The sequence below is a fragment of the Nonomuraea mangrovi genome, from assembly GCF_042681425.1.
In the GTDB taxonomy this organism is placed as follows: Bacteria; Actinomycetota; Actinomycetes; order Streptosporangiales; family Streptosporangiaceae; genus Nonomuraea; species Nonomuraea mangrovi.
Map to the genome: position 1 here is coordinate 1 of NZ_JBHUFV010000083.1, position 25,985 is coordinate 25,985.

The following is a 25,985-nucleotide window of genomic DNA, read 5'->3' on the forward strand; positions in this document are numbered from 1 at the left end:
CCATCGGCCCACCGGTGTGCGAACTCGACGGACCGATACCGATCTTGAAGAGATCGAAGACGCCGATGCTCATCGCAGGTACTCCGTCGCGGCGTCGAGCAGCCATTCGGACAGGTAGGCCGCGAAGGAGGAGCGGACGAGCACGAGGTAGCCGTCCTCCCGCGGGAGCAGCACGACCTGCGTCCTGGCCAGCGTGGTCTGCGCGCAGCCGCCCGGGCCGAAGACGCTCGGGTGCAGGTCGATCGCGCATCCGTGGGACAGCAGGTCGCGTGCCTTCGGCCCGGCGACCAGCAGCGTGGTGCGCTGGGCCGACACGTCGACCACCGAGCCCTGGCCGCCGTCCACGGCCTTGCGCAGCAGCTCGGACCTGAACCCCTCGGAGCCGATCACCAGCCACTCGTCGGGGCCGAGCCAGGCCACGGTCAGGTCACCGGCGCGCGCGGCGGTGCAGGGCTCGGTGGGAAGCGGGACGCCGAGGGCGGCACCCACCTCCTCCGCGGCCTGGCTCGCCGGGTCGACGCGCACGTTGACGTGGGCGAGAAACGGGATCTCCGCCAGCTTGAGCGCCCCGCTCGCCGAGGCGGCCTCGAACCGGCCGGCGAAGGCGGCAGCGGGACTCCTGCGTTCAGCCATCGCGGCGCGCTCCTTCCGGGTCGTACAGGACGTGCGAGGTGACGGTGACGGGCACGAGCCGCCCGCCGATCGGTGCGTAGAGACGCTCGCCGGTACGGCCGTGCCCGCCGCGGACCAGCGCCAGCGCGAACGTGCGGCCGAGGGCGGCGCTGCGGTAGCTGGAGGTCACGTGACCGAGCATGGGGACGGGCGGCGCGGGCAGCTCGGCCTGCGCGACCAGGTGCGCGCCCTCGGGGAGCAGGAAGCCCGGATCGTCCGGCAGCAGGCCGACGAGCTGCTTGCGATCCGTTCTCGAGGTGTCGGCCCGCGCGAAGGAGCGCTTGCCGACGAAGTCGGGCTTCTTCTTGGACACCACCCACGACATGCCCAGGTCCTGCGGGGTGACCGTGCCGTCGGTGTCCTGGCCGACGATCGGGTAGCCCTTCTCGGCGCGCAGCACGTGCATGGTCTCGGTCCCGTACGGCGTGACGAGCCCGGTGTCCATGATCGCGGTCCACAGGCGCAGGCCGTCCCACGAGGTCACGTTGATCTCGTAGGCCAGTTCGCCGGAGAAGCTGATCCTGCACACCCGCGCGGGGATGCCGGCGACCTCGGCCTCCCTCCAGGTCATGAAGGGGAAGTCCTCGACGCCCACGGCGAGCTCGGGGGCGAGCCCCGCGAGCACCTCGCGCGACCTCGGCCCGACCAGCGCGACCGTGGCCCACTGCTCGGTGACCGAGGTGAAGTGCACCCGCAGCGAGGGCCACTCCGTCTGCAGCCACTCCTCCATCCAGTCGAGCACGGCCGCCGCGTTGCCGGTCGTCGTGGTGACCAGGAAGTGCTCCTCGGCCAGCCTGATGACGGTGCCGTCGTCGAAGACCATGCCGTCGGGCTTGCACATAACGCCGTAGCGGACGGCGCCGACCGCCAGCGAGCTCATCAGGTTGGTGTAGAGCCGGTCGAGGAACTCGCCCGCGTCGGGGCCGATCACGTCGATCTTGCCGAGTGTCGAGGCGTCCATGGCCGCGACGCCTTCGCGGGCGGCGGCGCACTCGCGCAGGACGGCGGCCTCCAGGTCCTCGCCCTCGCGGGGGTAGTACCACGGGCGCTTCCACTGCCCGACGTTCTCGAACAGCGCGCCGTTGGCGACGTGCCACTCGTGCAGCGCGGTCACCCTGACCGGGTCGTGCAGAGTCCCGCGGTCCCTGCCTGCGAGGGCGGCGAAGCTCACCGGCGCGTACGGCGCGCGGAAGGTGGTGCTGCCCAGCTCGCCCACGGAGGCGCCGAGCGCGTGGGCCACGACCGCCGTGGTGAGCAGCCCCGACGTCTTGCCCTGGTCGTGGGCGGTGCCCGCTGTCGTGTAGCGCTTGATGTGCTCGACGGAACGCAGTCCCGCCCCCGTCGCCCTCAGCACGTCGGCCGCGGTCACGTCCCTCTGGAGGTCGACGAAGTGGGAGGTGTAGTCGGAGGCCGGCACCAGCCAGAACGCCGGCCCCGCGGACGTCGGCGTCTCCGCCGTGGCCCGCGGCGCGGCCGCCCGCTCCACCGCCCTGCCGAGCACCGCCTCCAGCGCGCGGTAGCCGGCGGCGGCGCCGTCGGCCAGGCAGCCGGTCAGCGTGAAGACGCCCTTGGCCGCGCCCGCCGCCTCGACGGCCTGGCGCGGCTCGCTCGGCACGATCGTGCCGAGCGCGTCGTCGTAGCGGAGCGTCCCGCCCGACTGGCTGAACAGGTGCACGACCGGGTTCCAGCCGCCGGACACGAGCAGCAGGTCGGCGGCGAGTTCCCGTTCTCCCACCGCGGAGTCGGCCTCGGGCCGGTGCCGTCCGACCAGCACGGCGGAGACCTGGCCGTCGCCCTGGGCCGCGGTCACCACGTGGCCGGCCAGCACCTCGATGCCGCGCTCGCGCGCCCCCGCCGCCCATGCCGCTCCGGGCGAGGGCCTGACGTCGACGATGGCGGCGATCTCGACGCCCGCGTCCGCCAGGTCGAAGGCGGCGGCGTAGGCGCCGTCGTTGGCGGTGAAGACCACGGCGCGGCGGCCGGGGAGCACGCCGAACCTGTTCACGTACGCGCGGGCCGATCCGGCCAGCATCACGCCCGGCAGGTCGTTGCCCGCGAAGGCGATGGACCGCTCGTGGGCGCCGGTGGCCAGCACGACGCGCTTGGCGCGGATCCGCCAGACGCGTTCGCGGGCGACGTCAGCGGGAGCGGAGGCGCCCAGATGGTTGGTGCGCCGCTCGACGGCGACGACGTAGTTGTCGTCGTAGTAGCCGATCGCGGTGGTCCTGCGCAGGACCCTGACCTCGGGAAGCCCGTCGAGCAGGTCCGCCGTCGCGCCTGCCCACCCGGCGCCGGGGCGCACCTCCTGCGAGCCCAGCACGTCGTCCGCCTCGGGCTCGGTCACCGATTCGAGGGTGCCGAGCAGGCTGCCGCCCGGTTCGGGACGCTCGTCGACGACGATCACCCGCGCGCCGGTGCTCGACGCCGCCCGCGCCGCGGCCAGGCCCGCAGGGCCCGCCCCGACGACCAGGACGTCGCAGTGCGCGTGGACGGCGTCGTACCGGGCGGGGTCCGGCTCGGTGGCGAGCCTGCCCTGTCCTGGCAGGCTCGCGGCCACCAGACCCTCGTACAGCTCGACGGTGGTGGCGGGCAGCATCGGCTCGGGGAAGGGCGCCTCGATCTGCACGACCGCGCTCGGCTCCTCGCCGCCCGCGGAGACGACGCCGCGCGGGCGGCCGAGCTTGACGCTCGTCGCGACCTGGCGCACGCCGTTGGCCAGCAGCGCCGAGGCGAGCGTGTCGCCGGGGTGGCCGGTGTACTCGCGGCCGTCGAAGGTGAAACGCAGCGTGGTGTCGCGGTCGATCCGCCCGCCGTTCTCGCGCCTCATGAGGCCACCTCACCCACCCGGTAGACGGTGTGGATCTCGTTGGTCATGGTGTCGCGCACGGCGTTGAACCAGCGGCGGCAGCCCGCCGAGTGGCTCCAGCGCTCGGCGAAGCGACCCTTGGGGTTGTCCCTGAAGAACAGGTAGCGGGCCCACTCCTCGTCGGACAGCGCCGACGGGTTGTCCGGGTAGGCGACGTGCGCCTGCCCGCCGTAATGGAACTCGGCCTCATCGCGTGGGCCGCACCATGGGCATGGGATCAGCAGCATCGTGTGGTCCTCAGTGCGCGACCGCGGCGGCGCCGTGCTCGTCGACGAGCGCCCCGGTGGTGAATCGGTCAAGGGAGAAGGGGGCGTTGAGCGGGTGCGGCTCGTCGTTGGCCACCGTGTGGGCCATGCACCAGCCCACGCCGGGAGTGGCCTTGAAGCCTCCGGTGCCCCACCCGCAGTTGAGGTACAGGCCGTCGACGGGGGTCAGCCCGACGATCGGCGAGGCGTCGGGCGAGACGTCGACCACCCCTCCCCAGGTCCGCAGGACGTGCGCCCTGGCGAAGACGGGGAACAGCTCGAGGGCCGCGGCCATCTGCCGTTCGATGATGTGGAAGGCGCCGCGCTGGCGGTAGGAGTTGGCCGCGTCGATGCCCGCGCCCATGACCAGCTCGCCCTTGTGCGCCTGGCTGACGTACACGTGCACGGCGTTGGACATGACGACCGTCGGGTGCACCGGCTCCAGCAGCTCGGACACCAGCGCCTGCAGGGGATGGCTCTGGATCGGCAGGTCGATGCCCGCGGTGGCGGCCACGACCGAGGTGTGCCCCGCCGCGCAGAGCGCGACCTTGCCCGCGGCGATCGTCCCCCGCGTGGTCTCCACGCCGGTCACCCTGCCGCCGCTCACCTGCAGCCCCGTGACCTCGCAGTGCTCGATGAAGTCGACGCCGAGCGCCGAGGCCGCCCTGGCCAGGCCCCACGCGACGTGGTCGTGCTTGGCGATGCCCGCCCTGGGCTGGAAGGTGGCGCCCAGCACCGGATAGCGCACGTCGGGCGAGATGTTGACGATCGGGCAGACCTCCTTCACCTGCTGGGGGTCGAGCCATTCGGCGTCGACGCCGTTGAGGTTGTTGGCGTGCACCCGCCGTACGCTGTCGCGGACGTCCTGCAGGCTGTGGGCGAGGTTGAGGACGCCGCGCTGGCTGAACAGCAGCGGGTAGTCGAGCTCCTCCTCCAGCCCCTCCCACAGTTTGAGCGCGTGCTCGTAGATCCCCGCGCTCTCGTCCCACAGGTAGTTGGACCTGATGATGGTGGTGTTGCGCGCCATGTTGCCGCCGGCCAGCCAGCCGCGCTCCAGCACCGCCACGTTGGTGATGCCGTGGTTCTTGGCCAGGTAGTACGCGGTGGCCAGGCCGTGCCCTCCGCCTCCGACGATCACGACGTCGTAGGACGGCTTCGGGTCGGCGGCGCTCCACAGCCGGTCGGGGTGTTCGGGCAGGTCGGCGCCTGGCGTGCGCGGGCTCATCGGGCCTCTCCGTAGAGGGGGTGCTTGCCGGCCAGGGCCTCGACCCTGCCCCGCAGGAAGGACAGGTCCGCCTGCGGCGCCAGCGCGGCGGCGATGATGTCGGCCACCTCGGTGAAGTCGCCGGCGCCGAAGCCGCGGGTCGCGAGGGCGGGGGTGCCGATGCGCAGCCCCGAGGTGACCATCGGGGGCCTCGGGTCGAACGGCACGGCGTTGCGGTTCACCGTGATGCCGACCTCGTGCAGCCTGTCCTCGGCCTGCTTGCCGTCCAGCTCCGAGTCGCGCAGGTCGACCAGGACGAGGTGGACGTCGGTGCCGCCGGTCAGCACCCGCACGCCGGCCGCGACGGCGTCGGGGGCCAGCAGGCGCTCGGCGAGGATGCGCGAGCCTTCGAGCGTGCGCCGCTGCCTGTCACGGAACGCCTCCTCGGAGGCGATCTTGAAGGCGACGGCCTTGGCCGCGATGACGTGCTCCAGCGGACCGCCCTGCTGCCCGGGGAAGACCGCCGAATTGATCTTCTTGCTGTGTTCCTCGGTGGACAGGATCACCCCGCCCCTGGGGCCGCCCAGCGTCTTGTGCGTCGTGGTGGTGACGACGTGGGCGTGCGGCACGGGAGAGGGGTGCAGGCCTGCGGCGACCAGGCCGGCGAAGTGCGCCATGTCGACCATGAGGTAGGCGCCCACCTCGTCGGCGATCCGGCGGAAGGCCGCGAAGTCCAGCTGACGGGGGTAGGCCGACCAGCCCGCGATGATGAGCCTGGGCCGGTGCTCGCGGGCCAGGCGCTCCACCTCCTCCATGTCCACCAGGTGGTCGCTCTCGCGCACGTGGTAGGCGGCCACCTTGTACAGGCGTCCCGAGAAGTTGATGCGCATGCCGTGCGTGAGGTGACCGCCGTGGGCCAGGTCGAGGCCGAGGATGGTGTCGCCGGGTTCGAGCAGGGCGGCCATCACGGCGGCGTTGGCCTGGGCGCCCGAGTGCGGCTGCACGTTGGCCGCCTCGGCGCCGAACAGCGCCTTCACCCTGTCGATGGCGAGCTGCTCGATCACGTCGACGTGTTCGCAGCCGCCGTAGTAGCGCCTGCCCGGGTAGCCCTCGGCGTACTTGTTGGTGAGGACCGAGCCCTGGGCGGCCATGACGGCGGCGGGCGCGAAGTTCTCCGAGGCGATCATCTCCAGCGTCGAGCGCTGACGCGCGAGCTCGGCGCCGATGGCGGCGTGCACCTCGGGGTCCACCACGTCCAGCGGGGTGTCGATCATCTGGGGTCCTTTCTAACCGCGCAGGCGCTGCATCGCCGGGTCGAACAGGGGCTCCTCGGCGACCACGGCCCCGACCCTGCGGTCGAAGTAGCCGATGTCCACCGTCTGTCCTGGGGTCGCCAGCGAGGCAGGCAGCCACGCGTAGGCGATCCCCTTGCCGATCGTGTAACCATAGGCGGCGCTGGTGACGTAGCCGACGACGTGTTCGCCGTCGTAGACCGGCTCCTTGCCCATGACCACCTCGTCGGTGAGCAGGCAGGTGAGCCTGCGCTTCACCGACTCCTTGCGGGCCAGCAGCGCCTCGCGGCCGACGAAGTCGCCCTTGTCCAGCTTCACGGCGAAGCCGAGGCCCGCCTCGTAGGGGTCGTGCTCGTAGGTCATGTCGGTGCCGAACGAGCGGTACCCCTTCTCCAGTCGCAGGCTGGTGAAGGCGCCTCTGCCGCCGGCGATGACGCCGTGGTCCTGGCCGGCCTCCCACAGCGTGTCCCAGAGCTTGAGCCCCATGTCGCTGGTGGTGTAGATCTCCCAGCCGAGCTCGCCGACGTAGGACAGGCGCAGCATCGTGACGGGCACGTTGCCGATGAAGGCGCGGGTGCCGCGGAAGTAGCGCAGTGCCGTCAGGTCGGTGGTGGTCAGCGGCTGGACCAGGTCGCGGGCCCGTGGCCCCCAGACGCCGACGCAGCAGGTGCCCGCGGTGATGTCGCGGACGTACACGGAGCCGTCGCGGGGGCGGTGCCGGTCGAACCAGTCGAGGTCGAGGTTGCCGTTCGCGCCGACCTGGAACTCCTCGGCGCCGAGGCGGGCGACGGTGACGTCGCTGCGGATGCCGCCGTCGGTGTCGAGCAGGAGGCAGTAGGTCACCGAGCCGACCGACTTGTCGATGTCTCCCGTGGTCAGCGACTGCAGGAAGCGGACGGCTCCAGGGCCGCTGACCTCCAGGCGCTTCAGCGCGGTCATGTCGTACATGGCGACGGACTCGCGGGTGGCCTGGGCCTCGGCGCCGACGATCGGGGACCAGTACTGCGCGGCCCAGTCGCCGGGGGTGGGGATGTCCCTGCCCTTGAGGAGTCCGGCGTTGCCGCCGTACCACTGCGGCCGCTCCCACCCCGAGGCCTCGAGGAAGACCGCGCCGAGCTCCTGCTGGCGCGGGTGGAAGGGGCTGGTGCGCAGCGGGCGCGGCTCCTGCATGGGCTGCAGGGGGTGGATGATGTCGTAGACCTCGACGTAGTTCTGGCAGCCCCTGGCCCGCACGTAGTCGGGCGCGAGCTGGTGCGGCTCGAACCTGTTGACGTCGCACTCGTGCAGGTCGAAGGAGGAGCAGTGGCCGTCGACCAGCCACTCGGCCATCGCCAGGCCGACGCCCGCCGAGTGGGTGACCCAGACGGCCTCGGCCACCCAGAAGCCCTTGACCTCCGGCGACTCGCCCATCAGCGGCAGGTGGTCGGTGGTGAAGGAGAACAGTCCGTTGATGCCCTCCTCGACCTTGGCCGACTGGGTGGAGGGCAGCAGGTCCTGGGTCGCGGACCAGGCGTCGGCGAAGTCGTCGGGGGTGAAGGTGAGCACCGAGGGCATCACCTCGGCTTCGTCGACCGACAGGATGTCGTCGGCGCCGATCGGCATCGGCCGGTGGCCGTAGTAGCCGATGCCCAGCGTGTCGAAGCGCTCGCGGTAGTAGAGGTCGGCGTCCTGGTGCCGCAGGATCGGCCTGGTGGCCTCCTCGGTCTGCCCCGCCAGGTCCGGCACCTGACCCGTCCACGCGAGCTGGTGGGCCACCGGCGTCAGGGGGAGGTTCATGCCGACCATGCGGGCGACCTTCGGCCCCCAGATGCCGGCGCAGCAGACCACGATGTCGGCGGGGATCTCGCCCTGGTCGGTCACGACGGAGGTGACCCTGCCGCCCTCGGTGGTGATGTCGAGGACCTCGTGCCTGGGCAGCACCCGCACCCCGCGCTCGCGCGCCCTGGTGAGCTGGGCGTCGACCGCCTTGACCGCCTTGGCGAGGCCGTCGGCGGGGAGGAACAGGCCGCCGAGGACCTTGGACAGGTCGAGGAGCGAGTGCTTGGCCACGCACTCCTCGGGAGACAGCAGGTGCGCCTCGATCCCCCACGCGACCGCCCAGCCGTGCCTGCGGTGCAGCTCGGCCAGCCGTTCGGGGGTGGTGGCCACTTCGAGCCCGCCCACCTGGAGGAAGCTGTCGAGGGCGACGAACTTCTCGGCCGTGTAGCGGGCCATTTCGGTCATGGTCTTCGACCCGTTTGTCTGGAACACCAGGCCGGGGGCGTGGGAGGAGGAGCCGCCGGTGGCGGGCACGTCTCCCTGATCGACCACGGTGACCTGGGTCCAGCCGCGGGCGGACAACTCGTCGGCGAGGGCCGCGCCGACCACGCCCGCCCCGATGATGACGACGCTCGGGCCCGTCATACCCACCTCCGTTGTTGCGACATATGCAACCAAACGCGTTTACCGCAACAAGCGTCGCTCGCCGCTTTCCGGGTGTCAATAGGTGTTCTGTCTTATTCCGTACGGCTTTGCGGTGACTTAGAACGTTCCAATGACCGCACGACACCAGCCCGATCGCGGGGTCAGGCGATCGGGCTGGTGAGACCGTCAGCTCTGGGGAATCCAGGCCTTGACCTTGTCGGGGTTGTCGGCCACCCACTTGGCGGCCGCGTCCTCGGCCGACATCTTGTCCTCGGAGATGTACTTCGCCACGAGGTTCTGGTCGTCGTTCGTCCAGGTGAAGTTCTTGACCAGCGTGTAGGCCGGGCTGCCGGAGTCGGCGAACTTCTTGCTCACGATCTTGTCCAGCTCGTACGGCGGATAGTCGCACGCCACCTTGGCCGCGTCCGCGTCACACCCCTCCTTGTAGGGGGGCAGGTTGACCTTGACCAGCTTGATCTCCGACAGGAACCACTGCGGCTCGTAGAAGTAGCCGATGATGGGCTTCTGCTGCTTCTCCGACTGGCGGAAGGCGGTGATGAGCGCGGTCTCGCTGCCCGCGTAGACGACCTTGTAGTCGAGCTTGAGGTTCTTCACCAGGGCCGCGTCGTTGGTGACGAACGAGGGGTCGCCGTCCAGGAGCTGTCCCTTGCCCTCCGACTCTGAGGTCTTGAACAGCGGGGCGTACTTGTTGAGGTTGTTCCAGTCGGTGATGTCGGGATACTTCTGAGCCATCCACGGCGCCACGTACCAGCCGATGACACCCTTGTTGCCCGTCGGCCCCGCGGACACGGCGACCTTCTGGTCCTCGATGTACTTCTTCTTCAGGTCGTCGTGGGCCCAGTTCTCCACGATCGCGTCGACCTCGCCGGTGGCGAAGCCCTGCCACGCCACCTCCTCCTTGAGGTCCTTCTTCACCACCTTGCAGCCGAGGTTCTTCTCCGCCACGTGCGCGATGACCGCGGCATTGGCCTCGTAGCCGACCCACGGGTTGACCGCCAGGTTGAACGTGCCACAGCTCTTGCCCTCGCCGCCGGCGGCGGGCTGCTGCGTCTCTCCGACCTTTGCCCCGCCGCACGCGGTGAGCAGGAGACCGGTGCCGGTCACGAGCGCGATCGCCCTGACCCTTCCACTCCTCATCACAGCCACCTGGTCCTCCTGAGTTCTCATGAGCCGGTTTTCCGTTACTTGTGGGTGACACCGCCGTGCGCGGCCATGTCGGCCCGCTGTGTGGCGGCGCGCATGATGCGGTCGAGCACGATGCCGAGCACGACGATCGCGAGCCCCGCCGCCAGCCCCTTGCCGCGGAGCTGGTGCTGGGAGAAGCCCGCGACCACGTCGTAGCCGAGGGCCCCCGCTCCCACCAGGCCGCCGACGACCACCATCGACAGCACGTAGATGAGCCCCTGGCTGGCCGCCAGCGTCACGCCGCTGCGCGCCATCGGGAGCTGGACCTTGGAGATGAGCTGCCACGTGCCCGTGCCGGCCGAGATGGCGGCCTCCACGGTGGTGGGCGAGACTCTTCTGATGCCCTCCGCGACCAGCTTGATCGCGATGGGCGCGGCGAAGACGACGGCCGCGATGATGGCGGTGAACCGCGTCGGGCCGAACAGGCCGAGGATCGGCACCAGATAGACGAAGGCGGGCATGGTCTGGCCGGCGTCGAGCACGGGCCTGAGCACCGTGTCGACCCTGTCGCTGCGGCCCATCCACACGCCCAGGACCACGCCGAGCACCATGACGAGGATCGTCGCGACGAGCGTCGAGGCGAGCGTCACCATGCTGTCCTGCCAGAGGCCGAGCAGCACGAGCACGGCCAGCCCGACGGCTGTCACGAGCGCCGCGCGCACGCTGCCCACCAGCAGCGCGACGGCGACCGCGACGGCCAGCACGAGCCACCACGGCGTCTGCGTCAGCAGCGCCTCGAAGGGGTTGAGCAGCGTGTTGGTGAGCACGTTCTTGAGCGCGTCGGTGTAGACGGCGAGGTTGTCCTGCACCCACACGCTGGCCGCGTCGGCGGCCTGACGCACGTAGGAGCCGAACTCGGCCTGGATGGGGAACTCCGCGGCCCAGACGTAGGTGTAGGACAGGTAGCCGAGCACGGCCACGACGCCGAACGTGCCGGCCAGCTCCAGCCTGCGGCGGCCCGGGGTGCGCAGCCTGCCGGCGCGCCGCTCCGCCTCCACCCTCCTGCTGGCCGCCGAGGTGACCCGGTCCAGCACGACGGCCATGATGACGATGGCCAGGCCCGCGTTGAACGCGGTGCCGACGTCGAGCGTCTGCAGCGCCTTCAGCACCGTCTTGCCCAGGCCCGGCGCGTCGATGAGGGCCGCGATGGTCGCCATGGACAGCGCCGCCATGATGGTCTGGTTGACGCCGACGATGATCGTCTGCTTCGCCATCGGCAGGCGCACGTGGCGGAGCGCCTGCGCGCCCGTGGCGCCCAGCGAGGCGCCCGCCTCCAGCGTGTCGGGCGAGACCTGCCTGATGCCGTGGGAGGTGATGCGGATCGCCGGCGGGATCGCGTAGATCATCGTGGCGACCGTGGCGCTGGCGGGGCCGATGAGGAAGAAGAGCGTCAGCGGCGCCAGGTAGACGAACGTCGGCATCGTCTGCATGAAGTCGAGCACCGGCGTGACCACCCGGTTGAACCGGTCGCTCAGCCCCGCCCACACCCCGAGCGGGATGCCGACGGCCAGCGAGAGCGCCACCGCGGTCAGCGTGAGCGCGAGCGTGTCCATGCTCTCCTGCCACAGCCCCAGCAGGCCGAAGGAGAGGAAGCCCGCGGCGGTGAGCAGCGCCACCCTGCCGTTGCCCCACAGCCAGGCGATGGCCGTGGCCAGCCCGACGACGCCCAGCCAGCCGAGCACGGGAAGGGGACGCCCGAAGGAGGGCTGGCTGATGAGCGCCTGGACGAACGTCACCGACTCGTCGAGGAAGAGTCTGACGTAGTTGATGAAGTACAGGAAGAACGGGTTGCTGTTGCGGCTGTCGTCGATGGCGTCCATGCCCTCGTTGAGCGAGGTGTGCAGGGGCGTCAGCTCGGCGCCGCCGAGCTCGAGCGTGTCCCGGCCGTGGAACAGCGCCCAGCCCAGCACCCATACGGCCAGCACCGCGAGAAGCAGGTATCGGCGTGCCGGCAGCCTGGCGGCCACCACCGCGACGGAGGTCACCGCTCCTCCCCTCCCGCGATCACTTCGAGGATCTCCGCGCTGGTGACCACCCCGAGCAGGTTGTCCCCTTCGACGACGCGCACGGGGCGGTCGGCCGAGAGCACGGCGTGCACCGCGTCGCGGATGACGACGTCGGGGCCGAGCACGGGACCGTCGAGCGACTCGTCCATGAGGGGCTGGCGCATGATCCAGCGCAACGTGAGGACGTGCGAGCGAGGGACGTCGCTGACGAAGTCCCTGACGTAGTCGTCGGCAGGGGCGCCCACCACCTGGTCGGGGGTGCCGACCTGGACGAGCTCGCCGTCGCGCATGATGAGGATCCGGTCGCCGAGCTTCAGCGCCTCGCTGAGGTCGTGGGTGATGAAGATCATCGTCTTGCCGACCTCGTGGTGCAGGCGGATGACCTCGTTCTGCATCTCCCGCCTGATCAGCGGGTCGAGCGCGGAGAACGGCTCGTCGAACAGCAGCACCTCGGGGTCGGCGGCCAGCGCGCGGGCCAGTCCGACGCGCTGCTGCATGCCACCGGACAGCTGGTCGGGGTAGGAGTTCTCGAAGCCGTTGAGGCCGACCAGTCCCACGACCTCGCGGGCGCGGGCGTAGCGGTCCTGCTTGGGCACGCCGCGGATCTCCAGGCCGAAGGCCACGTTGTCCAGGACGCACCGGTGCGGCAGTAGGCCGAAGTGCTGGAAGACCATGGCCATGCGGTGCCTGCGCAGCTCGCGCAGCCGGCGAGCGTCGGCCTTGCGGATGTCCTCGCCGTCCAGCACGACCTCGCCAGCCGTGGGCTCGATGAGCCTGGTCAGGCAGCGCACGAGGGTGGACTTGCCCGAGCCCGACAGGCCCATGACGACGAACACCTCGCCCCGCCGCACCTCGAAGGAGACGTCGCGCACGGCGGCGACGCAGCCGGTCTGCTCCTTGAGTTCCTTGCGGCTGAGCGTGGAACCGACGACTCCGTCGGCCTTGGGACCGAACACCTTCCACAGCCCTCTGACATCGAGGATGGGCGGGGCTTCGGTGTGGAGCTGACTACGTTCGGTCAGTGACGACACGGTCATGACCACCTCTTGGTCGTCGGAGCGTCAGTTCGCTGGGAACCACCGCTGGGGGCGCGGGCGGGTGTTCTGCCACACATGCTTGATCTCGCGGTACTCGTCGAGTCCGGTCGGCCCGAGTTCGCGGCCGATGCCTGACTGCTTGAAGCCACCCCATTCGGCCTGCGGCACGTAGGGGTGATAGTCGTTGATCCACACCGTGCCGTGGCGGAGCCGTCCCGCGACCCGTTGCGCCTTGCCGGCGTCCTGGGTCCAGACCGCGCCGGCCAGGCCGTACTCGGTGTCGTTGGCGAGGAGGATCGCCTCCTCCTCGGTGGTGAAGCGCTCGACGGTCAGCACGGGGCCGAAGGATTCCTCCCGCACCACGCGCATGCCCTGCTTGCAGTCGTCGAGCACCGTGGGCGGGAAGAAGAAGCCCTCGCCGTCCAGCCTGCGTCCGCCGCAGCGGAGTGTCGCGCCCTCGGCGAGGCCGGCGGCCACGTACTCCTCCACCTTCGCCAGGTGGGCCGCGGAGATGAGCGGCCCCGCCTGTGCCTCGGCGTCGAAGGGGCCGCCGAGGCGGATGCGCTCCGCCCTCCTGACCACCTCGTCGACGAAGGCGTCGTGCAGGGAGTCCTCGACCAGCAGCCGCGCGCCCGCCGAGCAGACCTGCCCGGAGTGCAGGAACACGGCGGTGAGCGCGAAGTCGACCGCGGTCTCGAAGTCCGCGTCGGCGAAGACGATGTTGGGGTTCTTGCCGCCGAGTTCGAGCGCGACGCGCTTGACCGTGGCCGAGGCCGCCGCCATGATCCGCCGCCCGGTGGCCAGGCCGCCGGTGAACGACACCAGGTCGACGTCGGGATGCTCGGCGAGCGGCGCGCCCGCCTCGGGGCCCGCGCCGAGCACGAGGTTGGCCACACCCTCGGGCAGGCCCGCCTCCTCCAGCGCCCGGACGAGCAGGATCGCCGTGCTCGGCGTGAGCTCGCTCGGCTTCAGCACGAAGGTGTTGCCCGCGGCGAGCGCGGGCGCCACCTTCCAGGTGGTCTGCAGCAGCGGGTAGTTCCACGGCGTGATCAGGCCGCAGACGCCGACGGGCTCGTAGACGACCCTGCTGATCGCGTCGTCGCGGCCGGTGTCGATGACCCGTCCCGCGTCGGTGCCGGCCACGCCGGCGAAGTAGCGCAGGCAGGCGACGGAGTCGTCGACGTCGTACTCGCTCTCGACCAGGCGCTTGCCCGTGTCGCCTGACTCGGCGCGGGCGAAGGCGTCACGGTCGCGCTCCACGAGGTCGGCGACCGCGGACAGCAGGGCGCCCCGCTCCCTGGCGGGAGTGAAGGGCCACGGGCCGCTGTCGAAGGCATGGCGCGCGGCCCTGATGGCGGCCACGGTGTCGGCCGCTGTTGCTTCTGCGACCGTGGTCACGAGGCTGCCGTCGGCGGGCGAAAGGATACTCCGCTGCCCGCCGGCGACCGGCTTGGTCCACGTGCCGCCGATATAGAGATCGGTCATCGGCACACCCCTGATCGTTGCGTATGGCGCAAGGCAATGCTCAGTGAGGAACAGAATTGACCCGCTACCCTCCGTTCGTCAAGGCTTTGAGGGAATCACTGGGCGAATCCATACGTTGTGATTCCGTTTACCCATCGTCATCCCTCTTGACGGGCAGGCCTGCGCACGTCCACGCTGTTGCGTATACATCACCATTTTGCGTAATACGCAACACAAGGAGGTGTGATGTCTCCTCGTCCAGGCCCCGGCCGCGAGTTCATCCTCACCGTTTCCTGCTCGGACAAGCCAGGCATCGTGTACGCGGTGAGCAGCTTCCTCGTGCAGCACCGCGGTGACATGTTGCAGAGCAAGCAGTTCAACGACAGGCTCGGCGGCGGGTTCTTCATGCGGGTCCACTTCGCCGCCCAGGACGGGCTGGAGGAACTGCGTGAGGGCTTCGCCTACGTCGCCGAGTCCTTCCAGATGACCTGGCAGCTCAACGACGCCTCGACGCCCACGCGGGCGCTCGTCATGGTGTCGAAGTTCGGCCACTGCATGAACGACCTGCTCTTCCGCAGACAGGTGGGCGGCCTCAACATCGACGTCCCCGCGATCGTCTCCAACCATCCCGACCTGGAGCCTCTCGCGGCCTCCTACGGCGTGCCCTTCCACCACGTCCCCGTCACCGCGGACGGGAAGGCCGAGGCCGAGGCCAAGGTTCTCGACCTGGTGGCGGAGTACGAGGCGGACCTGGTGGTGCTGGCCCGCTACATGCAGATCCTGTCGGACGACATGTGCAAGCGGCTGGAAGGCCGTGCCATCAACATCCACCACTCGTTCCTGCCGGGGTTCAAGGGCGCGAAGCCGTACCACCAGGCTCACGAGCGCGGGGTGAAGCTGATCGGCGCGACCGCGCACTACGTCACGGCCGACCTCGACGAGGGCCCCATCATCGAGCAGGACGTGGCGAGGGTGGACCACGAGCTCGACCCCGAGGACCTGGTCGCGGCGGGCAGGGATGTCGAGGCCCAGGTGCTCGCCAGGGCCGTCAAGTGGCACAGCGAGCACCGCGTGCTGCTCAACGGGGACAGGACGGTCGTCTTCCGCTGAGCGACGCCCAAGGATGAGGCGGTGGGGGTGCTGCGTCCCCCACCGCCTTCTTTGCGTCCTTCTTCTTGTCGTCCCGTCTCTCGTCGTCCCGCCGGCGCGCCCAGGCGCCGGCGGGACGCCCGCCGTCACGAACGGTGGCGGTAGAACTCCGTCGTCTCGGGCGGCAGCGGCGTGTTGCCGAGGATCAGGTCGGCCGCCTTCTCCGCCAGCATCATGACCGGCGCGTAGATGTTGCCGTTGGTGACGTACGGCATGACCGAGGCGTCCACCACCCGCAGCCCGTCCACGCCGTGCACCCGCATGGTCTCCGGGTCGGTGACCGACATGTCGTCCACGCCCATCCTCGCGGTGCAGGAGGGGTGCAGGGCCGTCTCACCGTCCTTCGCCACCCAGTCGAGGATCTCCTCGTCGGTCTCCACGGAAGGGCCGGGCGAGATCTCGCCCGTGCTGTACGCGCCGAGCGCGGGCTGACCCAGGATGTCGCGGGCCACCCTGACGGCCTCCACCCATTCCCTCCTGTCCTGTTCGGTGGACAGGTAGTTGAAGCGCAGGGCCGGATGCTGCCGCGGATCGGTGCTCTTGATCTTGATGGAGCCGCGGGCGTCGGAGTACATGGGGCCGACGTGCACCTGGTATCCGTGCCCTCCTGAGGGCGCCGAACCGTCGTAGCGCACGGCGATGGGCAGGAAGTGGAACATCAGGTTGGGGTAGTCGACGTCGTCGTTGCTGCGGACGAAGCCGCCGGCCTCGAAGTGGTTGGTCGCGCCCGGCCCCTTGCGCAGGAACAGCCACTGGGCGCCGATCCAGGGATGGCGCCACTTCTGCAGGTTCGGCTGCATGGAGACGGGCTGGCTGCAGCCGTGCTGGATGTAGACCTCCAGGTGGTCCTGGAGGTTCTCCCCCACGCCAGGAAGGTCGTGCACCACGTCGACGCCGAGGGCGCCCAGTTCCCGCGCGTTCCCGACGCCGGACAGCTGCAGGAGCTGCGGCGAGTTGATGGCTCCTCCGCACAGGATGACCTCGCCCGCGCGGACGGTGCCGCCGTCGAACTCCACGCCGACGGCACGCCTGCCCTCGAAGAGGATCCGTGTCACCAGCGTCCGCGTCCTCACCGTGAGGTTCGGGCGCTTCATGACCGGGTGCAGGTAGGCGCGGGCAGCGCTGAGCCTGCGGCCGCGCCTGATGTTGCGGTCGAAGCGGGCGAAGCCCTCCTGGCGGTAGCCGTTGACGTCGTCGGTGAGGGGGTAGCCCGCCTCCTGCACGGCCTCGAAGAAGGCCTTGTAGAGCGGTGTGCTCGCCGCCCCCCTCTCCAGCGCCAGCGGCCCGTCATGGCCGCGGAAGGCCGTGCCAGGGTCGGCCAGGCAGTTCTCCATCCGCTTGAAGTACGGCAGGCAGTGGGCGTAGTCCCACGTCTTCATCCCGGGATCGGCGCCCCACCTCTCGTAGTCGAGGGGGTTGCCGCGCTGGAAGATCATGCCGTTGATGCTGCTGGAGCCGCCGAGCACCTTCCCGCGCGCGTGATAGATGCGCCTGCCGTTCATGTGCGGCTCGGGCTCCGACTCGTACTTCCAGTCGTAGAAGCGGTTGCCGATCGGGAAGGGCAGCGCGGCCGGCATGTGGATGAAGACGTCCCACGGATAATCGGACCGGCCGGCCTCGAGGACCAGCACCCGCGTGGCGGGGTCCGCGGAAAGCCGGTTGGCCAGGGCACTGCCCGCCGAGCCGCCTCCGACGATGACGAAGTCGTACTGCTGTGACGTCATGTTGCCTCGTCTCGCTCGCGCGTTTCACCGAATCGTAGCGCTATACGCATTGTGTTGCACTAGTCGCAACAGGAGATCTTTTGGTCTTGTGTTCGACGCGGTTCCATTCAGCACTTACAGTTTCGCTATGAGCAACGACTCGAGCAGCGGGGGCGTGCAGTCGGTCGATCGGGCGATCAGCGTGCTGGAGATCCTCTCGCGCCGAGGAGAGGCCGGCGTCAGCGAGGTGGCCGCCGAGATCGACGTCCACAAGTCGACCGCCTTCAGGCTGCTCGGCGCCCTGGAGGCACGCGGCCTCGTCGAGCAGGCCGAGGACAGGGGCAAGTACCGCCTCGGCTTCGGCATCATCAGGCTGGCCGGCGGCGTCAGCACCCAGATGGACATCACCCAGCGCGGGCGGGCCGTCTGTCAGCGGCTGGCGCAGGAGATCGGCGAGACGGTCAACATCGCCGTGCTCCGCTCCTCCTACGCGGTCAACCTCGACCAGGTACGGGGGCCCTCGGCGGTCACCGCCTACAACTGGGTCGGCCAGGTCACCCCGCTCCACGCCACCTCCAGCGGAAAGGTCCTGCTGGCCTACCTGGACGACAGGCAGCGGGGCAGGCTCCTGGCCGACGGCGAGCTGCAGAGCTTCACGCCCAGGACGATCACCGGGGTCGACGTGCTGGAGCAGCAGCTGACCCAGACGCGCGCGGTCGGCTACGCCTTCTGCCTGGAGGAGCTGGAGGAGGGGCTCAACGCCATGGCCGCGCCCATCCGCTCCTATCACGGAGAGGTGGTCGCGGCCGTCAGCGCGTCGGGCCCCGCCTACCGCTTCAGCGCCGAACGCATGCACGAGCTGGCCCCGGTGCTGATGAACGGCGCCGACGAGATCAGCCGCCGCCTCGGCTACGCGGGCTAGCCTTCGCCAGCCGTACCACCACGCTCTTGGAGGTGGGGGTGTTGGACGTCTCGGCCACCGAGTCCAGCGGCACCAGGACGTTGGTCTCGGGGAAGTAGGCCGCACAGCAGCCGCGGGCCGTCGGGTAGGCGATCACCCTGAACCCGTCGGCCTTGCGCTCGCCGTCCGGCCACTCGCTGATCAGGTCCACCAGGTCGCCGTCGGCGAGGTCGCGCTCGGCCAGGTCGTCGGGATGGACGAAGACGACCCTGCGGCCCGCCTTGACCCCCCTGTAGCGGTCGTCGAGCCCGTAGATCGTGGTGTTGTACTGGTCGTGGCTCCTGACCGTCTGCAGCAGCAGTCTTCCCTGCGGGACCCGCAGCACCTCCAGCTCGTTGACGGTGAAGTTCGCCTTCCCCGTCGCGGTGGGGAACCTGCGCTCGTCCCTGGGCGCGTTGGGCAAGGCGAAACCGGCGAGCGCGCGGGCGTTGAAGTCCTCGAAGCCGGGGATCACCCGCGACACGCGGTCCCTGATCGCGCCGTAGTCGTGCTCGAAGTCCGCCCACGGCACGTGCGGGTCCTCGCCGAACAGCGCGCCCGCCAGCCGGCAGACGATGGCCACCTCGGAGAGAAGGTCGGCCGAGGCCGGCCTGAGCCTGCCGTGGGAGGCGTGGACCAGGCCCATCGAGTCCTCGACGGTCACGTACCCTGCCGGGTCGCGCTCGGTGCGGCCCAGGGTGGGCAGGATGAGCGCCTCCCTGCCGCACACCGCGTGTGAGCGGTTCAGCTTGGTGGAGACCTGCACGGTCAGCCTGGTACTGCGCAGCGCCGCCTCGGTGACGTCGCTGTCGGGAGTGGCCCTGACGAAGTTGCCGCCCATCCCGACGAACACGTTGGCCGCCCCGTCGCGCATGGCGCGGATCGCCTCCACGGTGTCGAGGCCGTGACGGGTGGGCGGGGAGAAGCCGAACTCCTTGCCCAGCGCGTCGAGGAAGGCCCGCGCGGGCTTCTCGTAGATGCCCATGGTCCTGTCGCCCTGGACGTTGGAGTGGCCGCGCACGGGACAGACGCCCGCCCCGCTCCTGCCGACGTTGCCGCGCAGCAGCAGGAAGTTGACGACCTCCCTGATCGTGGCGACGGAGTTGCGGTGCTGGGTCAGCCCCATCGCCCAGCACACGACGACCGACCCGGCCGCGCGCACGTCCTCGGCCGTCGCCTCCAGCTCGGCCATGGTCAGACCCGTGGCCTCCAGCACCTGGTCCCAGTCGAGCCCGCGCAGGTGCCGCTCCCACTCCTCGAACCCGTGCGTGTGCCGCTCGATGAACTCCTCGTCCGCGGAGTCGAGCAGCAGCAGGGACAGGGCCTGGAACAGCGCCATGTCCCCGTTCAGGCGGATCTGCAGGAAGCGGTCGGCCAGCGAGGTGCCCTTGCCGAGGCCTGAGGGCTTCTGCGGGTTCTTGAACCGCAGCAGGCCGGCCTCGGGCAGCGGGTTGACCGCGACGATCCGCGCCCCTCCGCGCTTGGCGCGCTCCAGCGCCGTCAGCATGCGGGGGTGATTGGTACCGGGGTTCTGACCCACCACGAAGATGAGCTCGGCCCTGTGCAGGTCCTCCAGCGACACCGTGCCCTTGCCGATGCCGAGCGTCTCGTTGAGCGCGGAGCCGCTCGACTCGTGGCACATGTTGGAGCAGTCAGGCAGGTTGTTGGTGCCGAAGCGGCGCACGAGCAGCTGGTAGGCGAAGGCGGCCTCGTTGGACGTGCGTCCCGAGGTGTAGAACACCGCCTCGTCGGGACCGTCGAGGGCGCGCAGCTCCCTGGCGATGATCTCGAAGGCGGCGTCCCACCCGATCGGCACGTAGTGGTCGGAGCCGGCGGGCTTGTGCATCGGCTCGGTGAGCCTGCCCTGCTGGCCGAGCCAGTGATCGCTGCGAACGGCCAGCTCGCCCACCGGGTGGGCGGCGAAGAACTCCCGCCCGACCCTTCGCGTGGTGGCCTCCTCGGCGACCGCCTTGGCGCCGTTCTCGCAGAACTCGGCGGGGCTGCGGTGCTCGCCCTCGGGCCAGGCGCAGCCAGGGCAGTCGAAGCCGCGTTTCTGGTTGACCTGCAGCAAGGTCAGCGCGGTGCGGCCCACCCCCATCTGGCGGTAGGCCGTCTCCATCGCGTGCGCCACGGCGGGCAGCCCGCCGGCCCAGTCCTTGGGCGGGCGGACCCGCATGCCCTCGTCGCCGACGTCGTCGTGCGGCGCCTTTCGAACCACTGTCAGCCGATCCTGTCCTGCACCCACTCATGGAAGGCGCCGATGTGGTGCTCGCTCGGCACGAGCACGCCGCCCTTGGCGTACGTCCGCGAGCCCATGGCGGGCTGGCAGCGCTCGCACGCCTCGAAGTCCTGCTCGTTGACACGATGGAAGAGCTCCACGGACTTGTCCAGGTCCTTTCCGCTCGCCACCACGTCGGGAAGATAGAGCCAATCACACTCGACGACGGTCCTGTCGACCGCCAAGGGAAACATACGGTGCACGATCACGTGGTCGGGCACCAGGTTGATGAAGACCTGCGGCTTGATCGTGATCGCGTAGTAGCGCCGGTCCTGGTCCTCGCTCACGCCGGGGATGCGGTCGAGCCCCTCCGAGCCGTCCACGGTGAAGCCCCTGATCTCCTCGCCGAACTCCGCCCCGTGCCCGACGAAGTACTGCGCGGCGTAGCCGTCGGCGAACTCCGGCAGCACCTCCGTCAGCTCGGGGTGGATCGTGGCGCAGTGGTAGCACTCCATGAAGTTCTCGATGATGAGCTTCCAGTTGGCCTTCACGTCGTAGACGATCCTGCGGCCGACCTCGAGCCCCGCCACGTCGTAGTTGTCGATCAGATCGAGGGCGCCGAGCCGCTCGGTCACGGCGCCCAGCACGTCCTCCTCGAAGGAGGGAGGCTCATCGGCCAGGCAGACCCACACATAGCCGAGCCACTCCCGGACGTGCACGTTGATCAGGCCGTACTGGACGCGGTCGAGATCGGCCATCTTGGTGAGGTTGGGCGCGGCGACCAGCTTGCCGTCGAGGCCGTAGGTCCATGCGTGGTACATGCACTGGAAGGCGCGCGCGACCTCGCCCGACTCCTCGGTGCACAGCTGCGCGCCGCGGTGCCTGCAGACGTTGAAGAAGGCGCGCACCGACTTGTCGCGCGCCCTGGTGACCAGGATGCTCTCGCTGCCGACCTGGACCGTCTTGAACGAGCCGGGCTTGGGGAGGTCGGACGAGCGCACCACGCAGAACCACATCGCCTCGAAGATGTTCTTCTGCTCCCGCGCGAACAGCTCCTGGTCGGTGTAGTAGTGGCCGGGCAGGGTGGGGATCACGCTGGAGGTGGGGGCGGTGCTGGAGGTGGTCACGGGAGTACTCCTCTGATACGTGCCGGGTCAGTGGCCTCGGCGAATCCAGTCCTCGAGCTGCGGAGCCTCGGCTCCGATGCTCGTGTCGTCGCCGTGGCCGGTGTGGACCACCGTCTCGGCCGGCAAGGTGAGCAGCGTTCGGCTGATCGACGAGATGATCGTCGGGAAGTCGCTGAACGACCTGCCCGTCGCCCCGGGACCACCCTGGAAGAGCGTGTCGCCGGAGAACAGGACGCCCAGTTCGGGCACGTACAGGCAGACCGCGCCCGGAGCGTGCCCAGGGGTGTGAAGGACATGGACGGCGCTGTCGCCGACCCTGATGATCTGGCCGTTCGCCAGCGCCCGGTCGGGAGCGGCGACCGGGTGCGCGAGCTTCCACAGCACCGAGTCGTCGGGGTGCAGGAAGACCGGCGCGCCGGTGCGCGCCGCCAGCCGGGGAGCGGAGTTCACGTGGTCGTCGTGGGCGTGGGTGCACACGATGCCCACGAGCCTGCGGTCGCCGACGGCCTCGGCGATCGCGTCCGCGTCGTGGGCCGCGTCGATGACCAGCACCTGGTCGTCGTCGCCGAGGAGCCACACGTTGTTGTCGACGTCCCACGTCTGGCCGTCCAGGCTGAACGTCCCCGAGGTGACCAGGCGCTCGACGTACATCACAGCACCACCACCGAGCGCAGCACCTCGCCGTGGTGCATCTTGGCGAAGGCGTCCTCCACGTCGTCGAGGCCGATGGTCTCGGTGACGAAGGCGTCCAGGTCGAAGCGGCCCTGAAGGTAGAGCGAGATCAGCATCGGGAAGTCACGGCTGGGCAGGCAGTCGCCGTACCAGCTCGACTTCAGCGCGCCGCCGCGGCCGAAGACGTCGAGGAGGGGCAGATCGAGTGTCATCTCCGGGGTCGGCACGCCCACGAGCACGGCGGTCCCCGCCAGGTCGCGCGCGTAGAACGCCTGCTTGAAGGTCTCGGGGCGGCCGACCGCGTCGATCACCACGTCGGCCCCGAACCCGCCGGTGAGCTCCCTGACGGCCTCGACGGGGTCGCTCTCCTTGGCGTTCACCGTGTGGGTCGCGCCGAAGTCGCGCGCCCAGGCGAGCTTACGATCGTCCACGTCCACCGCGATGATCGTGGTGGCCCCGACCAGCCGCGCGCCCGCGATGGCCGCGTTGCCCACGCCACCGCAGCCGATCACCGCGACCGAGTCGCCGCGGCTGACCGCGCCGGTGTTCACCGCGGCGCCGAGGCCCGCCATCACGCCGCAGCCGAGCAGCCCCGCCGCGGCCGGGCTGGCGGCGGGATCGACCTTGGTGCACTGCCCGGCCGCCACCAGCGTCTTCTCGGCGAACGCGCCGATCCCGAGCGCCGGGCTGAGCGGGGTGCCGTCCTTCAGCGTCATCTTCTGAACGGCGTTGTGCGTGGCGAAGCAGTACTGCGGGCGGCCCCGCAGGCAGGCGCGGCACGAACCGCACACCGCGCGCCAGTTGAGGATGACGAAGTCGCCCACGGCGACGTCCTTGACGTCGGGGCCGACGGCCTCCACGACGCCCGCCGCCTCGTGTCCGAGCAGGAAGGGGAAGTCGTCGCTGATGCCGCCCTCACGGTAGTGCAGGTCGGTGTGGCAGACGCCGCACGCCTGCACCTTCACCAGCGCCTCGCCTGGACCCGGGTCCGGAACCAGGATCGTCTCCAGGCTTACCGGCTTGCCCTTGCCCGTCGCGACCACGCCGCGTACTTCATGAGCCATGATTCACTCCTGTGTCAGCCGGCCTGGACCGGCGCGGTCTCCAAGTGGCGGCGCCAGCGGGTGAACAGCCTGACCTGGTTGACTCCCAGCACCGCGACAGGGCGGTCGCCCTGCCGGTAGACGGCGAGGAAGCTGTGGTCGGCGGGGTCACCCTCCTCCACGGTCACCGAGTCGGCATGCCTGGCGTGCCCGATGAACTGGATCTTGATGTCGAACTGATCGGACCAGAAATAGGCGGGGCGCGCGGGCTCGGGACGGGCGGTGCCGCCCGACAGCAGCGTCGCCGCCGCCACGGCGGCCCGCTGCCTGGCGCCCGTCCAGTGCTCGATCCTGTGGTGGCCGCCCTGAGCGGGGTCGAACCAGGCCGCGCAGTCGCCGACCGCGACGATGCCGGGCACGCAGGTGCCGCCGCCCTCGTCGCAGATCACACCGTCGCCGAGCTCGACGCCGCTTCCCTCCAGCCACGCGATGTTGGGGATCGCCCCGATCCCCACGACCACGACGTCGGCGGGCAGGTGGGTGCCGTCGGCCAGCCGTACGCCGTCCACTCTGCCCGTTCCCGTCAGCTCCGTGACGTATGCGCCGCGCACCAGGCGCACGCCCCGCCGCTCGTGCAGGGTGGCGATCGCCTCCGCCATCGAGTGACCGAGAACGCCCGCCAGCGGCGCGGTTCCCGACTCCACGAGCGTGACGTCCAGTCCGAGGTCTCTTGCGGTCGCGGCCACCTCGGCGCCGATGAAGCCGCCGCCGATCACGACCATCCGCCCGGCGCTGCCCAGGTCGCCCCTGAGGGCGCGGGCGTCGTCCAGCGTGCGCAGCGTGTGCACCCCCGCCAGCCCCCGCGAGCCCTGCAGCTCGCGGGCGGAGGCGCCGGTGGCGATCACGATGCCGTCAGCCCTGATCGAGGTGCCGTCGCTGAGCGTGACCTTGCGGCCCGCGGCGTCGAGCGCGGTCGCGGCCACGCCGAGCCGCCACTCGATGCCGAGTTCCTCGCCTTCGCCCTCCAGGGCGAGGTCGGCCTCCCCGATCGCGCCCTTGAGGAAGTCCTTGGACAGCGGCGGCCGGTCGTACGGGCGGTGGAGCTCCTCGCCCACGAGGACCAGCCTGCCCGCGTAGCCCTGGTTGCGCAGCGCCCTGGCGGTCAGGAGTCCGGCGAGCGAGGCGCCGACGACGCAGACGGTGTTCACGCCTGCCCCTTGAGCGAGACTCCAGGAGGCAGGTTCGGCTCCTCGTCGGAGGGCACGACGTAGATGACGTCGTCCTCGACGACCACCTGGTGGGTGCGGACGGGACGCTTGGCCGGAGGGGCGTCCACCTGGCCGGTGCGCAGATCGAACCGCGAGGCGTGCAGCGGGCATTCGATCTCGCAGCCCTCGAGCCAGCCATCGGCCAACGAGGCATCCTGGTGCGTGCAGGTGTCATCGATGGCGAGGAGCTCGCCGTCCTCGGTATGGAAGACGGCGATGGGCGGATCGGCCTCCACACGGAAGGCCTCACCCCGCGGCAGTGATGCAAGTGGGCACGCTGGGATCATCGTGTCACCCCTCGGTTTCGCAAAGAGAAACATCTCGCGCTATACGCAACAGGGTGCGGGTGTGGATTGCGGATGTCAAGACCGGTTTTGTGCAAGAGGTCCCTCTTGGCGTGGTCCGGCAGGCACCTTCCAGGGCATCAGGCGATGAGCCGAGCCCGGCCGCGCGCCGCCGGGCCGGTGCTCCGTTCCCCGCGTGGGCGATGATCCCGCTCAGGGCGCTGGGCGCGGCGCTCGTTACCGGCGGGGGCGGCCGTCCCGGTGAACTCGTTCGTCCGGTTCGCCGTCGACGGCCTCGACACCCCGCTCTCCGCCGCCCCGCCCGAACGCCTGGTGGCCGGTGGCCTCTACAGACGCGTGCGCGACCCCATGGACGTGGCGTTCCGCCCCTAACTCTCAGAACATCTCGTCCAGCAGCCGGTAGTAGCCGAGCAGCCGCTGGTCGACCTCCTCCAGCCCGTAGGCGGCGAGGAAGTCGTCCACGGCGGACGCGCCGAAGTCCTCGCTCAGATCGCGCAGCGCGATGGACAGGTCCAGGTAGCGGTCGGCCACGCCGAGCCCGCCCACGTCGATCAGCACGGGCCCGCCTGTCCTGGAGGCGAGCACGTTGCCGGGCGTGTAGTCGCCGTGCGCGACCACCAGGTCCTCCCGGGCGGGCCGCTCGGCGAGCAACCGGTCGTAGACCTGCTCCGGGGTCAGGTCCGCGTGGTCGTCGTCGAAGTCGTCCGGGTCCACCAGCCCCTCCCGCACGTGCTCGCGCGCGCGAGCCAGCCGTACGTCGAGCCCCTCGTCGAAGGGGCACTCCTCGATCGGTACGGCATGCAGCTCGCGCAGCGTCCGGCCCATGATCGTGCCGATGTCGGCCGGCGCCCTGCGTTCCAGGCTGGGCCGGCCCACATCGGCCAGCACCAGCACGTCCCCGTCGAAGGCGACGATGTCGGGGACCGCCATCCAGTGCTTCAGCCAGCGCAGCCGCTCGTACTCCACCTCGGCCACAGGCCCGTGCTTGACGTAGAAAACACCCGCGGCACTGCTCACCCGCAGCAGATGCCCGCTCATACCCTCATGATCATCCGACCAGACCGCATCGTCGCCGAACAGGTCGAGAACTCGTTCAGAAAACCGCATACCTGGTGAGGATATGCGGTGATCTTCAGGCCTGGCGGGTACCGAGTGCCGGGGTTCG

Annotated in this window: 22 protein-coding genes; 3 read left to right on the forward strand and 19 right to left on the reverse strand. The window is 70.2% G+C overall.

All coding sequences use genetic code 11. The features are described 5' to 3' along the window. The 11 genes from ACFSKW_RS48875 to ACFSKW_RS48925 form a co-directional block, all read right to left on the reverse strand. On the reverse strand, positions 1–73 hold a 73-nt coding region (locus ACFSKW_RS48875; RefSeq protein WP_379581977.1), incomplete at its 3' end, for a serine dehydratase beta chain. Continuing rightward, entirely contained in the window at positions 70–633 is a 564-nt protein-coding gene (locus ACFSKW_RS48880; RefSeq protein ID WP_379581651.1) for a sarcosine oxidase subunit gamma, read from the reverse strand. The genes ACFSKW_RS48880 and ACFSKW_RS48875, both read right to left, overlap by 4 nt. Then, the gene (locus ACFSKW_RS48885; protein ID WP_379581653.1) at positions 626–3,499 is read right to left on the reverse strand and encodes a 2Fe-2S iron-sulfur cluster-binding protein; all 2,874 of its coding nucleotides are present in this window, start codon (positions 3,497–3,499) and stop codon (positions 626–628) included. Before ACFSKW_RS48885 ends, ACFSKW_RS48880 begins: the two co-directional genes overlap by 8 nt. Next, on the reverse strand, positions 3,496–3,765 hold the full coding sequence (locus ACFSKW_RS48890) for a sarcosine oxidase subunit delta (RefSeq protein WP_379581655.1): 270 nt from the start codon (positions 3,763–3,765) through the stop codon (positions 3,496–3,498). Before ACFSKW_RS48890 ends, ACFSKW_RS48885 begins: the two co-directional genes overlap by 4 nt. Positions 3,766–3,775: 10 nt before the next feature. Continuing rightward, on the reverse strand, positions 3,776–5,008 hold the full coding sequence (locus tag ACFSKW_RS48895; RefSeq protein ID WP_379581657.1) for a sarcosine oxidase subunit beta family protein: 1,233 nt from the start codon (positions 5,006–5,008) through the stop codon (positions 3,776–3,778). After that, positions 5,005–6,261 (reverse strand): serine hydroxymethyltransferase, encoded by a 1,257-nt coding sequence (glyA, locus tag ACFSKW_RS48900; RefSeq protein WP_379581659.1) that lies wholly within the window; start codon positions 6,259–6,261, stop codon positions 5,005–5,007. The genes ACFSKW_RS48895 and glyA overlap by 4 nt, the downstream gene beginning before the upstream one ends. A 12-nt stretch (positions 6,262–6,273) precedes the next feature. After that, positions 6,274–8,682 (reverse strand): GcvT family protein, encoded by a 2,409-nt coding sequence (locus ACFSKW_RS48905; RefSeq protein ID WP_379581661.1) that lies wholly within the window; start codon positions 8,680–8,682, stop codon positions 6,274–6,276. A gap of 186 nt (positions 8,683–8,868) precedes the next feature. Continuing rightward, positions 8,869–9,840 (reverse strand): ABC transporter substrate-binding protein, encoded by a 972-nt coding sequence (locus ACFSKW_RS48910; RefSeq protein WP_379581663.1) that lies wholly within the window; start codon positions 9,838–9,840, stop codon positions 8,869–8,871. 44 nt (positions 9,841–9,884) lie between these two features. Next, positions 9,885–11,873, reverse strand: a complete 1,989-nt coding sequence (locus tag ACFSKW_RS48915) for an ABC transporter permease subunit (protein ID WP_379581665.1) — start codon at positions 11,871–11,873, stop codon at positions 9,885–9,887. Further along, positions 11,870–12,931 carry a quaternary amine ABC transporter ATP-binding protein gene (locus ACFSKW_RS48920; protein WP_379581667.1) on the reverse strand — a complete coding sequence of 354 codons (1,062 nt, stop codon included), beginning with the start codon at positions 12,929–12,931 and terminating at the stop codon, positions 11,870–11,872. The genes ACFSKW_RS48915 and ACFSKW_RS48920 overlap by 4 nt, the downstream gene beginning before the upstream one ends. Positions 12,932–12,955: 24 nt before the next feature. Then, positions 12,956–14,416 carry an aldehyde dehydrogenase family protein gene (locus tag ACFSKW_RS48925; protein ID WP_379581669.1) on the reverse strand — a complete coding sequence of 487 codons (1,461 nt, stop codon included), beginning with the start codon at positions 14,414–14,416 and terminating at the stop codon, positions 12,956–12,958. 225 nt (positions 14,417–14,641) lie between these two features. Here ACFSKW_RS48925 and purU point away from each other — a divergent pair, with 225 nt between their 5' ends. Beyond that, complete coding sequence (gene purU / locus ACFSKW_RS48930; protein ID WP_379581671.1) at positions 14,642–15,505, forward strand: formyltetrahydrofolate deformylase; 864 nt, start codon at positions 14,642–14,644, stop codon at positions 15,503–15,505. 125 nt (positions 15,506–15,630) lie between these two features. On the opposite strand, the gene betA is transcribed toward purU, so the two are convergent. Further along, positions 15,631–17,268, reverse strand: a complete 1,638-nt coding sequence (gene betA / locus ACFSKW_RS48935; RefSeq protein WP_379581673.1) for a choline dehydrogenase — start codon at positions 17,266–17,268, stop codon at positions 15,631–15,633. Positions 17,269–17,395: 127 nt separating this feature from the next. Between betA and ACFSKW_RS48940 the strand changes: the two genes are divergently transcribed. Then, a complete protein-coding gene (locus tag ACFSKW_RS48940) occupies positions 17,396–18,169 on the forward strand; it encodes an IclR family transcriptional regulator (protein ID WP_379581675.1) in 774 nt (257 codons plus the stop codon). On the opposite strand, the gene ACFSKW_RS48945 is transcribed toward ACFSKW_RS48940, so the two are convergent. Genes ACFSKW_RS48945 through ACFSKW_RS48970 form a run of 6 tightly spaced genes read right to left on the reverse strand, consistent with a single transcriptional unit; the run spans position 18,141 to position 24,835 of the window. Further along, a complete protein-coding gene (locus tag ACFSKW_RS48945) occupies positions 18,141–20,363 on the reverse strand; it encodes an FdhF/YdeP family oxidoreductase (RefSeq protein WP_379581979.1) in 2,223 nt (740 codons plus the stop codon). The two genes, ACFSKW_RS48940 and ACFSKW_RS48945, sit on opposite strands and share 29 nt — an antisense overlap. 44 nt (positions 20,364–20,407) lie before the next feature. Continuing rightward, positions 20,408–21,532, reverse strand: a complete 1,125-nt coding sequence (locus tag ACFSKW_RS48950; RefSeq protein ID WP_379581677.1) for an aromatic ring-hydroxylating oxygenase subunit alpha — start codon at positions 21,530–21,532, stop codon at positions 20,408–20,410. A 27-nt stretch (positions 21,533–21,559) separates the two neighbouring features. Next, on the reverse strand, positions 21,560–22,183 hold the full coding sequence (locus ACFSKW_RS48955) for an MBL fold metallo-hydrolase (protein WP_379581679.1): 624 nt from the start codon (positions 22,181–22,183) through the stop codon (positions 21,560–21,562). After that, complete coding sequence (locus ACFSKW_RS48960) at positions 22,183–23,268, reverse strand: S-(hydroxymethyl)mycothiol dehydrogenase (RefSeq protein ID WP_379581681.1); 1,086 nt, start codon at positions 23,266–23,268, stop codon at positions 22,183–22,185. Before ACFSKW_RS48960 ends, ACFSKW_RS48955 begins: the two co-directional genes overlap by 1 nt. A gap of 14 nt (positions 23,269–23,282) precedes the next feature. Continuing rightward, positions 23,283–24,455, reverse strand: coding sequence for an NAD(P)/FAD-dependent oxidoreductase (locus ACFSKW_RS48965; protein WP_379581683.1), 1,173 nt, complete (start codon positions 24,453–24,455; stop codon positions 23,283–23,285). Next, positions 24,452–24,835 carry a bifunctional 3-phenylpropionate/cinnamic acid dioxygenase ferredoxin subunit gene (locus tag ACFSKW_RS48970; RefSeq protein ID WP_379581685.1) on the reverse strand — a complete coding sequence of 128 codons (384 nt, stop codon included), beginning with the start codon at positions 24,833–24,835 and terminating at the stop codon, positions 24,452–24,454. The genes ACFSKW_RS48965 and ACFSKW_RS48970 overlap by 4 nt, the downstream gene beginning before the upstream one ends. A gap of 225 nt (positions 24,836–25,060) precedes the next feature. Here ACFSKW_RS48970 and ACFSKW_RS48975 point away from each other — a divergent pair, with 225 nt between their 5' ends. Beyond that, entirely contained in the window at positions 25,061–25,192 is a 132-nt protein-coding gene (locus tag ACFSKW_RS48975) for a hypothetical protein (RefSeq protein WP_379581687.1), read from the forward strand. Positions 25,193–25,195: 3 nt separating this feature from the next. On the opposite strand, the gene ACFSKW_RS48980 is transcribed toward ACFSKW_RS48975, so the two are convergent. Then, positions 25,196–25,927 (reverse strand): APH(3') family aminoglycoside O-phosphotransferase, encoded by a 732-nt coding sequence (locus ACFSKW_RS48980; RefSeq protein WP_379581689.1) that lies wholly within the window; start codon positions 25,925–25,927, stop codon positions 25,196–25,198. Positions 25,928–25,985: the final 58 nt, after the last annotated feature.